This is a genomic window from Stenotrophomonas sp. DR822 (genome assembly GCF_019793815.1).
GTDB classification, from domain to species: Bacteria; Pseudomonadota; Gammaproteobacteria; order Xanthomonadales; family Xanthomonadaceae; genus Stenotrophomonas; species Stenotrophomonas indicatrix.
In genome coordinates this window covers 2,318,682-2,332,031 of sequence record NZ_CP081826.1, presented here as the reverse complement: position 1 = coordinate 2,332,031, position 13,350 = coordinate 2,318,682, and the positions used below count along the sequence as shown (strand labels likewise).

Here is a 13,350-nt window from a genome sequence, read left to right as displayed (position 1 = left end):
GGGAAGTGTCGCTGTGGATCCTGCCGTTCGCAAACCGTCTCTGCCTGCCGCTGCCGGCCTGTGTGCCGCGCTGCTGCTGTGGGCGTCGGCGGCACCGGCCGCGGATCCGCGCAGCGCCACTGATCGCGAACGCGAAACGCAGCTGATCGATCTGGTCGACCGCGGTCGTTTCAGCGACGCCGATGCGTTGCTGGCGACCGCAGGCGATGCTGCCGAAAGCGCGTTCCAGCGCGAGCGCATGCGCCGCATCAAACTGGATTTCTCCCTTGACCACGCCGCTGCCAAAGCAGCGGTACGCCGCTGGATTCCCGACCTGACCGACGAGGAATTCGCGCGCTGGGACCAGCTTGGCCTGCTCGAGCATCTCGACATCGATGGCACGCGCTGGTACTTCAAGCGCGCACCATCGAACCTGTTCCTGCTCAGCGATGAAGCGCGTGCACGCCGCCGCGCGGATGCGCCAATGCCGGCGCCGGGCCCCAACGAGGTGCTCAACGCGCATCACGCACGTGTGGTTGTTGCCGCCGAACAGAGTGGCACGGCATCGGTGCTGCCGCAGCGCATCGAATTCACCCAATCGTTGACGGTCAAGGCGGATGCCGTACCGGCCGGCGAAACCGTACGTGCCTGGATTCCGTACCCGCGCGAGATTCCCGGCCAGCAGGAGCGCGTGCAGTGGATCGGCAGTGCGCCGGGCAAGGCACGAATCGCCCCGGCCAGCACCCAGCAGCGCACCGTCTACCTGGAAGCCAAGGCGGTGGCCGGGCAGCCGACGCACTTTGAAATCCGCTATGCGGTGACGATCTTCGCGCGCCACACGGCAATCGATGCGACGAAGGTACAGGCGACGCCGGATGATCCAGCATTGAAGCCCTATCTGGCCGAGCAGCTGCCGCACGTGCGCTTCACGCCGGCGCTGAAGCTGTTCTCCGACCAGGTGCTGCAGGGCGAGACACGCCCGTATGAAGTGGTACGCAAGCTGTTCGCCGCGGTCGACCGCATTCCATGGGCCGGTGCGCGCGAGTACTCGACCCTCAGCAACATCAGCGACTACGCGTTGCGCGCCGGTCATGCCGATTGCGGGCAGCAGACACTGCTGTTGATCGCCCTGCTGCGCATGAACGGCATTCCCGCGCGCTGGCAGTCGGGCATGGTGTTCTCTGACGATGGCAGCGGCTACAACAACCTGCACGACTGGGGCCAGGTCTACCTGGCGCCCTATGGCTGGCTGCCGATGGATGTGACCACCGGTGCGCTGGCCAGCGACACGCCCGCGCTGCGTGACTTCTACCTCGGTGGCCTCGATGGCTACCGCATCGCCTTCAACGACGATTTCGGCCTGGCGTTCGTGCCGGCCAAACAGCACTACCGCTCGGAAACGGTCGACTCGCAGCGCGGCGAGGCCGAGTGGTCAGGCGGCAACCTGTACTTCGACCAATGGAGCTACGACTTCCAGTGGCGGGTACTGCCAGCCGGGCAACGCTAGCGCGACACACCACCCCACCACCATTCAATTCTTGCAGGAGAGAGCAGGGGATGAAGGCTTACAACATCAAGCGGGCGGCCTTGTGCGTCGCCCTCGGCGCGTGCATGGCCACGCTGGCGCCCAGCGCATTCGCACAGGACGGAGCCGTGGTCGGCCGCCTGACCAGCGATGCCGGACAGGTGCCTGCCGGTGCCACCGTTACCGTGCGCAACCCCGCCACTGGCTTTGTGCGTTCGGTGCAGGCCGACAGCAAGGGCAGCTACCGCATTCCGTTGTTGCCGGTCGGCACCTATGACATGGAGGTCAGCCTGCCGGGTGGTGCTGCCAGCCGCGTCGGCCAGGTCACCGTTAGCCTGGGCAGTGCAACCACGGTGAATGTGCCGCTGGGCGCGGTCAGCACGTTGGGCACCGTGGAAGTACGCGCACCGCAGGTGGTATCGATGGTGGACGTGAAGTCCACCGAGTCGGCCACGAACATCACCCGCGAGGAACTGTCGCGGCTGCCGGTGGACCGTGACATCACCGCGGTGGCGCTGCTGGCGCCTGGCGCGGTGAAGGGCAAGGGCTCGCTGGGTGGGCAGGGCATCTCCTTCGGTGGTTCGTCGGTGGCGGAGAACACCGTCTACATCAACGGCCTGAACGTCACCGACTTCTACAACCGGGTCGGGTTCTCGTCGGTACCGTTCTCGTTCTACCAGGAGTTCCAGGTGAAGACCGGCGGCTACTCGGTGGAGTTCGGTCGCAGCACCGGCGGCGTCATCAACGCCGTCACCCGCTCAGGCAGCAACGACTTCAAGGCCGGTGCCGAACTGGTGTTCGAGCCGCGCGCCTGGCAGTCGCAGGCGCGCGACCGCTATGACGGCGACGGCAGCCGTTACATCACCGCCAGCCGTGACGACTACTCGCGCAGTGCGCTGAATGTGTTCGCCTCCGGTGCGCTGGTGCAGGACCGGCTGTTCTTCTTCGGCATGTACGAAGCGCGCGACTACACGCCCAATTCGACCAATGATGCCGGTACCGTGTTCAACCGGGGTACCGCCGATGATCCGTTCTGGGGCGGCAAGCTGGATTGGCAGATCACCGACAACCAGATGCTGTCGCTGTTCGGATTCTCCGACAAGAGCGATACCGTCACCGACGTCTATCGCTACGACCATGACACCGGCACTGTCGCAGCCGAGCGCAACAACCAGATCTACAACACGGTGGGCGGCAGGAACTGGTCGGGCACCTACAGCTGGCAGGTCAACAACGATCTGACCATGAAGCTGATGTATGGCGAGAACAAGCGCAACCGCACGCAGAGCTCGTTGATGGACGAGAACTGCAACCGCGTGTTCGATAACCGCACTGCCAGCCAGGGCGTGCCTTCCAACCTGCAGGGTGACCGCAGCTGCACCAGCAGCTCGCAGCTGGAGTCGGCGCTGGATACGCGCAAGGCCGCGCGCGCCGACTTTGAATGGTCCATCGGCAACCATCTGCTGCGCTTTGGCCTGGACCGCGAAGAAAACACCTCCGACTACGAGCGCGCCTATCCCGGTCCCGGTGGCCTGCGCTACGACATCTACTACCGCACGCCGGGCAGTTCACTCAACGGCGGCACCGTGCCCGCCAGCGGCCTGGTCGCGCGTACCCGCCGCTACGAAGTAGCCGGTTCGTTCGAGACCATCAACTCAGCCTACTACCTGGAAGACAACTGGCAGGTCACCCCGAACTTCCTGCTCAACATCGGCGCGCGCGTGGAAGGGTTCGACAACAAGGGCGGCGACGGCGACAGCTACATCAAGATCGACAACATGATCGCGCCGCGCCTGGGCTTCGCCTGGGACGTGCGTGGTGATGGCACCACCAAGGTGTTCGGCAACCTGGGTCGTTACTACCTGCCGGTGGCCAACGTCATCAACATCAAGCAGGCCGGTGGATTCCTCGATGAGCGCACCTGGTATGAGTTCCTGGGCTACACCGGCGCCGCCAACAACGTGCCGAACCTGGGCGGCCAGATCGGTCCGGTCGACAATTCGCAAGGCGATGGCAGCGTCCCGGACCTGCGCGCCGAAGTGAACCGGGACATGGATCCGGTCTACCAGGATGAGGCGATTCTAGGCTTCCAGCACATGCTGAGTGAATCGTGGTCGGTTGCCGCAAGCGTCACCTACCGGCGCCTGAGCAACGCCATCGATGACATGAACATCACCGCCACCGGCCAGTGTGGTGCGATCGACGGCGTCTGGATCATGGGCAACCCCGGGCGCACGAACACAGTCTGGGGGGACACCAACTGCGATGGCAGCAACGATGGCTGGATCGACATCGACACCTCCAGGGAAGGCTGGGCGCTGTATGACGACGACGGCAATTACGTGGGCCAACGCGGCTGGGTGAAGCCCAAGCGTGACTACAAGGCGCTGGAACTGCAGGTCGATCGCGCGTGGGATGGCAAGTGGGGCTTCAATGCCTCCTATACGCTGGCCTACGGCCGCGGCAACGCCGAAGGCCCGGTCAACTCCGATACCGACTTCGCCGACGCTGGCCGCACCGAGAACTTCGACAACCCATGGGTGAACTACCGCGGTTATGGCTATCTGGCCAATGACCGCCGCCATCAGTTCAAGTTCCGCGGCAGCTACGCGTTGACCGAGAACCTCAGCGTGGCCGCCACCCTGGGCGTGCAGTCGGGCAGCCCGATCACCCGCTTCGGTGCGGGCAATCCCTTCGACGACACCGACTTCCACAGCTATTACGTGTGTGTGTCCAACTGCCAGTCGACGGTCCCCTCCGAACGCGTGTTCGTGCATTCGCCGCGCGGTGGCGATGGCCGTACCCCGTGGACCTACGATCTGGACGTCAGCGTTTCCTACAAGGTGCCGATCCCCACTGACCTGCGCCTGAAGCTGGCGGTGTACAACGTGCTCAACCAGCAGCGCGTGGTCACCGTGGACCAGGACTACGAGCCGCAGGACAGCATCGGCACACCGAACCCGATGTATGGCTATGGCACGGGATTCCAGTCGCCGCGCTATGCGCAGTTGACGGTGACCTGGAATTATTGAGGATGCATCTGCGCGCCGCCCTGCGGGGCGGCGTGGCGTGATGAACGCCGTACCTGCCTGCGCGCTGCCTGACGGAGACTGACTTGCATCGTCTGTTGCTACTGGCTGCAGCAATGGCCATCCCCACCGCCCCAGCAGGGGCGGTGGACACCGCACGCCTGGACGCCGACATCGCCTTCGTGGGCCAGCACGAGCACCTGCCGGGGCTGGCGATGGCGGTGGTCGAGGATGGCCAGGTGGTCTATCGCCACGCCGAAGGCGCGCGCGGTGACGGCGGCCGCATCGATCAAGACACGCTGTTCAAGATCGCCTCCAACAGCAAGGCGATGACCGCCGCGCTGCTGGCCACGCTGGTGGAGCAGGGCAAGCTGCGCTGGGACGACCCGGTGCAGCGCCACCTGCCGGCGTTCCGCATGCATGACCCGTGGGTGGGCGAACACCTGCAGGTGCGCGATCTGCTGATTCACAACAGTGGCCTCGGCCTGGGTGCCGGTGACCTGATGTTGTGGCCCGAGCCCAATGCCTTCACCCGCAGCGATGTCATCGCCGGGCTGGCACACCTGAAACCGGTCACCAGTTTCCGCAGCGGCTACGCCTACGACAACCTGATGTACGTCGTTGCTGGTGAGGTGGCTGCGGCCGCCGGTGGCAAGCCGTATGACCAGCTGATGCGCGAGCGGGTGTTTGAACCGCTGGGGATGACCCGTTGCCAGGTGGGCGCATGGTCGGTGAAGCAGGTCGGCAATGTCGCCCAACCGCATATGCGTCGCGATGGCCGCAATGTGGTGGCCGGTGCCGATGGAACGCTCAGCCCCGATCTGACGTCGATGGCGGCCGGTGGCATCCGCTGTTCGCTGCGCGACATGACGCGCTGGATGCAGGTGCTGCTGGACCCGGCGCTGGCACCGGCGTGGTTGAGCGCCGAGCAACGCCGCATGCTGTGGACGCTGCACATGCCGATGCCGTTGGGCGAACGCCAACGCAAGTGGGACAACGCCCACTTCTATGGCTATGGGTTGGGCTGGCGGGTGTCGGACATGGACGGGCACTGGAAGGTCGCGCACACCGGTACGCTGTCGGGCATGTATTCCTCGCTGGCGCTGCTGCCGGATCGCAAGGTCGGCGTAGTGATGCTGTTCAACGGCGAGGCCGAAGAAGCCCGCACCGCGCTGATGCAGTCAACACTGAAACAGTTCACCGCGCCGGATGACGCGCAACCTGTGGGGTACTACCTGGCCGAGCTTAAGGCCGATCGGGCCGCGCGTGCCGCCACGGGAAGTCGTGCGCCCTCCACCCGGGCGGCGCAACCGGCCGCCGCCACCGATCTGGCGCAATGGCAGGGGCGTTACCGCGATCCCTGGCTGGGCCCCGCCTCGCTGTGTCCCACCGCCAACGGCCTGCGCTTCAGCGTGGACAAATCGCCCGCGCTGCAGGCAACGGTGCAGCAGCTGCAGGGTCGCTGGCTGTTGCAGTGGGATACGCTGGAACCCTCGGCGCAGGCGTGGCTGAATCCCGATGCAGGCACGCCGACGCTGGAACTGCGCGCCATCGATCCGGAGATCGACTTCAGCTATGACTTCCAGGACCTGCATTTCACTCGTACTGGCGATTGCCCTGGCAGCGGCGGCCCACGCCGCTGAGCCACCACGCATCTCGCCCGCCACCGATGTCACTGCGGCGGGACTGGTGGAGATCCGCACGCTGTCGCCGCGCATCGAGATGGACATCCGCTACGCCGGTGCCAACAACTTCACTGCTGCGCCCGTGCCCGGCTATGAAGCGCCCGCGTGTTATCTGCTGGCGCCGGTGGCAAAGGCGTTGGCCGCTGTGGAAGCCGACCTGCGCGCGCAGGGTTTTGGCTTGCGTCTCTACGATTGCTATCGCCCGGTGCGCGCGGTGCAGGCGTTCATGGCCTGGGTACGTGATCCGCAGGAACAGTCGCGCAAGGCGCTGCAGTATCCGGATCTGGACAAGCCGCAACTGCTGAGCGACGGCTACATCGCCGAGCGCTCCGGCCACAGCCGTGGTGCCACCGTGGATCTGGGCCTGCTGGATTGCCGCAGCGGACGCTGTACGCAGATGGACATGGGCACCGATTTCGATTTCTTCGGCCCGCGCGCGCATACGCAGACGCCCGGCCTGAATGACGCGCAGAAGGCCAACCGCCAGCAGCTGGTACAGGCGATGGCACGGCGTGGTTTCGCCAACTATGCGCAGGAGTGGTGGCACTACACGCTGCAGCCCGAGCCGGACTCCGGTACCGCCTACGACGTGCCAGTGCGGTAAGGGGGTGTCGGCAGGGCTGCGCCCTGCACCCGCCGAATCGACGGCAACAGCAACAACAACAACAGCAACAGCAACAGCAACAGCAACAGCAACAGCAGAAGCGGGCTATCCGTGGGATGGCGGGGTGGGGCCGGTTGCGGGGGCCGCTGCAAGTACGTCCCTGTAAGCTCGGTCGCCGCATCCATGCGGCTCACGCCCCCGCAACCGGACCCACCCCGCCTTCGACAGATTTCCGCGATCTGTCGGAATGGCATGGCGTGCTCCTGGTGGGTGTCGACCTTGGTCGACACGGTAGGTCCACGCCATGCGTGGATGTTCTTCGTTCAATTGTCGAAATATTCGATTCGATGGAAATCCATCCACGCATGGCGTGGATCTACCACATACCGGGAACCTGTCGAAGGCGGGGGGGTGTCGGATTGCGGGGCATCCGCGCCATGGATGGCGCGGCTGAGCCTACAGGGACGTACTTGCGGCGTCCCCGCAATCCGACACCACCCCGCCATCCCACGGAACGCCCGCTGTTGCTTTGGCGGTTGCCGTTGCCCTGGCTTCGGCAGGTACAGGGCGCAGCCCTGCCGATACCCCTTACACTGGCCGCCTTCTCCTGCGTCCCCGCCCGATGAACCTTCCCCTGCATTTCGGCCTGCTCGGTACGCTTGAGGCGGGCCTCATCGCCCTGCTGGTCGGCCTGCTGGTGTATTTCCTGTGGCACCACCTGTGCCGGGTGCTGCGCTGGACCGTGGGCCATGCGATCGGCTGGTCGTGCGTGATCGCGGTGATCATCTCCGCCGGCATCGACGCCTGGAAGCTGTTCTACATGGGCATCGTGCGGCTGGAGTCGCCGCTGTATGCGCGCCTGTTCCTGTCCACCATCCACGATCCGAACGAGCTGGGCAGCCGCGTGGTGCTGGAGATCGCCGGTGCGCTCGCCGGTGTGGCATTGGGATGGGTGTTGTTCAGTTCGCGGTCATCGGAAAAAACCGTCGACTGACGCAGGTTTTTCGTTCGCTGCCGGTTAAATGCTGCAGCGCTGAATGCTCGTCTTACTACCTGCTCACTTCGCACTAACCACCGCGCTAACGCATGCGTCTGCGCCAGTGGTTAACCATGCGTGTTCGAGGGAATCGCGGCGCAAAATCGATTCAGAAACGCGGTGGCAGGGTAGGTGCCGTGCGGAGACAACGACCGCGCACTACCACCCTTCAGGAGACACCCCAGATGACTATTCGCAACCGCAAGCCCCTGATCGCCCTGATCGTCGCCGCCGGCAGCGTGTTGGCCATCCCGGCGATGGCGCAGTCGGCCAAGCAGCAGGCCGCGCATGCACAGAACGAAGCGGCGCAGGCCCAGCAGGCGGCGGCACAGGCAGGCCAAGCGGCTGACCAGGCCACCGACGCGGCCGCAGCAGCCTCGGCGCAGGCCAACGGCGGTGGCCAGACGTGGGCCAGCATCGATACCGATGGCAACGGCACCATCAGCAAGAGCGAGTCGCAGGTGAATGCGGGCCTTGCGCAGGTGTTCGACCAGGCTGATGCCAACAAGGACGGCCAGTTGAGCGCCGACGAGTACAAGGCCTACGTGGCTGCCCAGCAGGCGGGTGCCGGCGCGGGGGGCACGGCCGCGGGCCAGGGTCGCTGATCCACGGTTGAATTCGGGACAACCGGTGCATGGGCAACCCGGGTGGCTTCGGCCACCCGGGTTTTTTTCGTCATCGCCGCGCCTGTATCCTAGGGCGATGAACACCTCCACGCCTGCGCCCTCGCGCGCCATCGGCCTGGTCGGTTTTGACGGTGACGACACGCTGTGGAAGAGCGAGGACTACTACCGCAAGGCCGAGCAGGATTACCTGGACCTGCTGTCGCGCTACATCGACGTCCACGACACCCAGACCGCCCGCCACCTGCTGGAAGTGCAGCAGCGCCACCTCGGCGTGTTCGGTTACGGGGTGAAGAGCATGACGCTGTCGATGATCGAAGCGGCCATCGAGATCACCTCGCAGCGCATCGAAGCCAAGGACATCCAGCGCATCCTCGATATCGGCCATGACACCCTGCGCCATCCGGTCGAACTGATCGACGGTGTACGCGAGTCGGTGGCGGCCATCGCCGCGCAGTACCCGGTGGTGCTGATCACCAAGGGCGACCTGTTCCACCAGGAAGCCAAGATCAAGGTCGCGGCGCTGGCGGACCTGTTCCCGCGCATCGAGATCGTGTCCGAGAAGGACCCGGAAACCTATGCCCGCGTGCTGGCCGAATTCGACCTGCCGATGCAGCAGTTCGTGATGGTCGGCAATTCGCTGCGCTCGGACATCGAACCGGTGATCACCCTCGGCGGCTGGGGTATCCACACCCCGTACGCGGTGACCTGGGCGCACGAGACCCAGCACGGCGTGGCCGACGACGAACCACGCATGGTCAACGCCGATACCGCCTGGGACTGGCCGGCGGCGCTGGCGACGATCGAGGCCAAGGCCGCTGCCGCGGCCTGACACGGCGCGGCGGCTGCGGCAGAATCGAAGGATGAAACTGCCACTGCGCGCCCTGCTGTTGTCCCTGCTGCTGGCGCCGGCCATCGTGCTGGCGCAGCAGACCGCCGAACGTTCGGCGACCTATGAGGTGGATACCGGCGATGCCTGGGTCGACACCCAGCTGGCCGACATCAACCACTACGCCGAGCGTTACCCCGATGCCTTCCTCGACGAGGTATCGCGCTACGCCGGTGTACCGCGCGGCTACATCGCCGCGCTGGCCACCACCCACCAATGGCAGGCCGGCGACATCTATTTCGCCTGTTTCTGGGCCAAGGCCAGTGGCCAGACCTGCCGCGACAGCGTGCGTGCCTTCAGCCAGGATCCCGACGGCGGCTGGGCCGAGGTGGTGAAGCGGATGCCGGCCAAGCCGCAGAACCTGCACTACCGCGCCGTGCGCCACGCCATCGTGGCCAGCTACGAGCACTGGGATCGGCCGATCACCCTCGATGCCACGCTGAAGCGGCAGTTGAAGCGGTAGCGCCGGGCCACGCCCGGCGAGCGCGCAGCGCGGCCCTGCGGTTCGCCGGGCATGGCCCGGCGCTACCGATGTTCTTCATGTTGCTCTGCGTATCGCCGCCGCCGCGCGCTCCGGCGACAATACGGGTCCGAGCTGTTCCCCGTTCCCGTAATCGAGTGACTGATGAGCGCCTCTTTCGTTTCGCCTGATGTGATCCGCCGCCTGTTCGCCCAGGCCATGTCCCGCATGTACCGCACCGAAGTGCCGTTGTACGGCACGCTGGTGGAACTGGTGGAGCGGATCAACACGCAGGTCCTGGCGCAGGACCCGGCGCTGGCCGCGCAGCTGCTGCGCAACGACGAGCGTGCCCGCCTGGATGAAGAACGCCATGGCGCGATCCGCGTCGGTACCCCGCAGGAACTGGCAACCCTGCGCCGCCTGTTCGCGGTGATGGGCATGTACCCGGTGGGCTACTACGATCTGTCGGTGGCCGGCGTGCCGGTGCATTCCACCGCCTTCCGCCCGCTGACCGCCGCTGCGCTGGCACTGAACCCGTTCCGCGTGTTCACCTCGCTGCTGCGCCTGGAGCTGATCGAAGACGAGGCGCTGCGTGCGCAGTCGGCCGAAATCCTCGCCCGCCGCCGCATCTTCACCGACGACGCACTGGCGCTGATCGACCAGGCCGAGCGTGACGGTGGCCTGACCCAGGCCGATGCCGAGCGCTTCGTCGAACAGGCGCTGGAAACCTTCCGCTGGCATGGCGACGCCACCGTCGACCTGCCGACCTACCATGCCCTGCACAAGGCACACCGGCTGGTGGCCGACGTGGTCAGCTTCCGTGGCCCGCACATCAACCACCTGACCCCGCGCACGCTGGACATCGACGCTGCGCAGGCGGCGATGATCGAGCACGGCATGGCCGCCAAGGCGGTGATCGAGGGCCCGCCGCGTCGCGCCTGCCCGATCCTGCTGCGGCAGACCAGCTTCAAGGCGCTGGAAGAGGCCGTGCACTTCCCGGGCAACGAAGGCGGCGACGCCGGTACCCATACCGCGCGCTTCGGCGAGATCGAGCAGCGCGGCCTGGCGCTGACCGCCAAGGGCCGCGCGCTGTACGACCAGCTGCTGACGCAGGCGCGCGATGCCGACGGCGCGGGCAGCACCGGTGGCGACTATGGGCAGCGCCTGCAGGCGGTGTTCGCCAGCTTCCCGGATGACCACGACACCCTGCGCCAGGAAGGCCTGGGGTATTACCGCTACCAGCTGACCGACGCTGGCCGCGCCGCGCCGGAGCGCGTGGCCGATCTGCCGGCCGAAGTGCTGGTTGCCGCTGGCCTGGCCACGGCCGATCCGATCGTCTACGAGGACTTCCTGCCGGTCAGCGCCGCAGGCATCTTCCAGTCGAACCTGGGCGGCGGTGAGCAGCGCGCGTACGCCGCCCATGCCAATCGCGAGGCCTTCGAACAGGCGCTGGGTGCGGCGGTGAACGATGAGTTCGAGATCTACGAGCGCATCCAGGCCGAATCGCTGGCGAGCCTGCGCACCTGATGCGGCACACCCGCCGGGCATGGCCCGGCGCTACTGAGGTGCGATGCGGCACACCCGCCGGGCATGGCCCGGCGCTACCAGGGTGCGATGCGGCACACCCGCCGGGCATGGCCCGGCGCTACCAAGGTGCGATGCGGGACACCCGCCGGGCATGGCCCGGCGCTACCAGGGTGCGATGCGGCACACGCGCCGGGCATGGCCCGGCGCTACCAAGGTGCGATGCGGAACACCGCCGGGCATGGCCCGGCGCTACCAAGATGCGATGCGGCACACCCGCCGGGCATGGCCCGGCGCTACCAAGGTGCGATGCGGGGTAGCGCCGGGCCATGCCCGGCGAACCGGCAATACTCAGGCCTTCATGGTGCCCGTATCCAGCCACCGCTGGTGCCACGACAACGCCTCCGGCAGCAGGTGCGGGGTGTGCTTGCCGTAACTTTCGCGGCTGGCGCGGTCGAAGTAGTCCTGCAGCTGCGCGCGGAAATCCGGGTGCGCGCAGTTGTCGATCAGCACCTGCGCGCGCTTGCGCGGGGTCAGGCCACGCAGATCGGCCAGGCCCTGTTCGGTCACGATCACCGACACGTCGTGCTCGGTGTGGTCGACATGGCTGGCCATCGGCACGATCGCCGAAATGGTGCCGTTCTTCGCCGTCGACGGGCTCAGGAACGCAGACAGGAAGCCATTGCGCGCGAAGTCGCCCGAACCGCCGATGCCGTTCATGATCCGCGTGCCCATCACGTGCGTGGAATTGACGTTGCCGTAGATGTCCACCTCGATCATGCCGTTCATGCCGATGCAGCCCAGGCGACGCACCAGTTCCGGATGGTTGGAGATTTCCTGCGTGCGCATGATGATGCGCTCGCGGTAGAACTCGATGTTCTCCTTGAACGTCTCGTTGGCCTGCGGGCTCAGTGCGAAGCCGGTGCACGAGGCATAGCTCAGCACGCCGTCGCGCAGCAGGTCGAGCATGCCGTCCTGGATCACTTCGGTGAACGCGGCCAGGTCGCGGAAACCACTCTTGGCCAGGCCGGCCAGCACCGCATTGGGGATGTTGCCCACGCCCGACTGCAGCGGCAGCAGGTTGGCCGGCAGGCGGCCGCGCTTTACTTCGTGCTGCAGGAACTCGATCAGGTGCGCGGCGATCTGCTCGCTGGTCGCATCGATCGGGCTGAACGGGCTGTTGCGATCCGGGCCATTGGTGCGCACCACGGCCACGATCTTGTCCGGGTCACAGCGCAGCGCGGTCTCGCCGATGCGGTCGTTGGCATTGACCAGCGGAATCGGCTTGCGGTGCGGCGGCAGCGCGGTGCCGTAGTAGATGTCATGCATGCCGTCCACGCCGGCCGGCTGCCACTCGTTGACCTCGACGATCACCTTCTTGGCCAGGTCCAGCCAGGTCTTGTTGTTGCCCACCGAGGTGGACGGCACCAGCGAGCCATCCTCGCGGATCGCCGAGACCTCGACCACGGCGGTATCGATCTCACCGTAGAAGCCGAACCAGACGTGCTGGGCGACGTGGCTGAGGTGGATGTCGATGTAATCCAGCTTGCCCTCGTTGATGCGGTTGCGCGCATCCGGGTCGCTCTGGAACGGCATGCGCATGGCGATGCCATCGGCCTTGGCCAGCGCGCCATCGAGTTCCGGCGCGGTGGAGGCGCCGGTCATCAGGCTGATCTGGAAGGGCAGGCCCTGGGCATGCACCGATTCGATGCGGCGGGCCAGCTCAACGGGAACGGCCTTGGGGTAACCGGAGCCGGTAAAGCCGCTCATGGCCACGGTTTCACCGGGCTGGATCAGCGCGGCTGCGGCCTCGGCGGAGACCACGCGGTCACGAAGACGCGCGTTGGCGATGCGATCAACAGTCATGACGACAGCGTTTCTGGGGGGAATCCCGATTATCGGCCATCCCCTGCCGTACGGGGGGTTCTACCTTCGTGGAATGGTGTTTCCGGCAAGGCCTCTCCCATACCCGCCGGTTTTGTTTTGCAGTGCAGCG

General features: G+C 66.1%; 10 protein-coding genes. 9 read left to right on the top strand and 1 reads right to left on the bottom strand.

All coding sequences use genetic code 11. The features are described from left to right. Nucleotides 1-13 precede the first annotated feature (13 nt). The 9 genes from K5K93_RS10765 (at nt 14) to K5K93_RS10725 (ending at nt 11,357) form a co-directional block, all read left to right on the top strand. Complete coding sequence (locus K5K93_RS10765; RefSeq protein ID WP_222387877.1) at nt 14-1,486, top strand: transglutaminase domain-containing protein; 1,473 nt, start codon at nt 14-16, stop codon at nt 1,484-1,486. 50 nt (nt 1,487-1,536) lie between these two features. Next, the gene (locus K5K93_RS10760) at nt 1,537-4,536 is read left to right on the top strand and encodes a TonB-dependent receptor (protein WP_222387876.1); all 3,000 of its coding nucleotides are present in this window, start codon (nt 1,537-1,539) and stop codon (nt 4,534-4,536) included. An 83-nt stretch (nt 4,537-4,619) separates the two neighbouring features. Next, a complete protein-coding gene (locus K5K93_RS10755) occupies nt 4,620-6,176 on the top strand; it encodes a serine hydrolase domain-containing protein (protein ID WP_222387875.1) in 1,557 nt (518 codons plus the stop codon). Then, a complete protein-coding gene (locus K5K93_RS10750; RefSeq protein ID WP_222387874.1) occupies nt 6,109-6,822 on the top strand; it encodes a M15 family metallopeptidase in 714 nt (237 codons plus the stop codon). Before K5K93_RS10755 ends, K5K93_RS10750 begins: the two co-directional genes overlap by 68 nt. Nucleotides 6,823-7,444: 622 nt before the next feature. Then, nucleotides 7,445-7,816 carry a hypothetical protein gene (locus K5K93_RS10745; RefSeq protein ID WP_222387873.1) on the top strand — a complete coding sequence of 124 codons (372 nt, stop codon included), beginning with the start codon at nt 7,445-7,447 and terminating at the stop codon, nt 7,814-7,816. A 227-nt stretch (nt 7,817-8,043) separates the two neighbouring features. Then, a complete protein-coding gene (locus tag K5K93_RS10740; RefSeq protein WP_025878233.1) occupies nt 8,044-8,463 on the top strand; it encodes an EF-hand domain-containing protein in 420 nt (139 codons plus the stop codon). Nucleotides 8,464-8,560: 97 nt separating this feature from the next. Next, the gene (locus K5K93_RS10735; RefSeq protein WP_032975604.1) at nt 8,561-9,313 is read left to right on the top strand and encodes an HAD family hydrolase; all 753 of its coding nucleotides are present in this window, start codon (nt 8,561-8,563) and stop codon (nt 9,311-9,313) included. 31 nt (nt 9,314-9,344) lie between these two features. Continuing rightward, a complete protein-coding gene (locus K5K93_RS10730; RefSeq protein WP_222387872.1) occupies nt 9,345-9,833 on the top strand; it encodes a hypothetical protein in 489 nt (162 codons plus the stop codon). Nucleotides 9,834-9,995: 162 nt separating this feature from the next. Further along, nucleotides 9,996-11,357: a VOC family protein gene (locus tag K5K93_RS10725; RefSeq protein WP_032975602.1), complete on the top strand. Its 1,362-nt coding sequence runs from the start codon at nt 9,996-9,998 to the stop codon at nt 11,355-11,357. A 348-nt stretch (nt 11,358-11,705) separates the two neighbouring features. On the opposite strand, the gene K5K93_RS10720 is transcribed toward K5K93_RS10725, so the two are convergent. Further along, complete coding sequence (locus tag K5K93_RS10720) at nt 11,706-13,220, bottom strand: acetyl-CoA hydrolase/transferase family protein (RefSeq protein WP_222387871.1); 1,515 nt, start codon at nt 13,218-13,220, stop codon at nt 11,706-11,708. Between the last annotated feature and the right edge of the window lie 130 nt (nt 13,221-13,350).

Bases quoted from the DNA above. Each gene is read 5' to 3' on its own strand.
- K5K93_RS10760 (WP_222387876.1), top strand. From the start codon at position 1,537: ATGAAGGCTTACAACATCAAGCGGGCGGCCTTGTGCGTCGCCCTCGGC.
- K5K93_RS10720 (WP_222387871.1), bottom strand. From the start codon at position 13,220: ATGACTGTTGATCGCATCGCCAACGCGCGTCTTCGTGACCGCGTGGTC.
- K5K93_RS10725 (WP_032975602.1), top strand. From the start codon at position 9,996: ATGAGCGCCTCTTTCGTTTCGCCTGATGTGATCCGCCGCCTGTTCGCC.
- K5K93_RS10740 (WP_025878233.1), top strand. From the start codon at position 8,044: ATGACTATTCGCAACCGCAAGCCCCTGATCGCCCTGATCGTCGCCGCC.
- K5K93_RS10730 (WP_222387872.1), top strand. From the start codon at position 9,345: ATGAAACTGCCACTGCGCGCCCTGCTGTTGTCCCTGCTGCTGGCGCCG.
- K5K93_RS10750 (WP_222387874.1), top strand. From the start codon at position 6,109: ATGACTTCCAGGACCTGCATTTCACTCGTACTGGCGATTGCCCTGGCA.
- K5K93_RS10745 (WP_222387873.1), top strand. From the start codon at position 7,445: ATGAACCTTCCCCTGCATTTCGGCCTGCTCGGTACGCTTGAGGCGGGC.
- K5K93_RS10735 (WP_032975604.1), top strand. From the start codon at position 8,561: ATGAACACCTCCACGCCTGCGCCCTCGCGCGCCATCGGCCTGGTCGGT.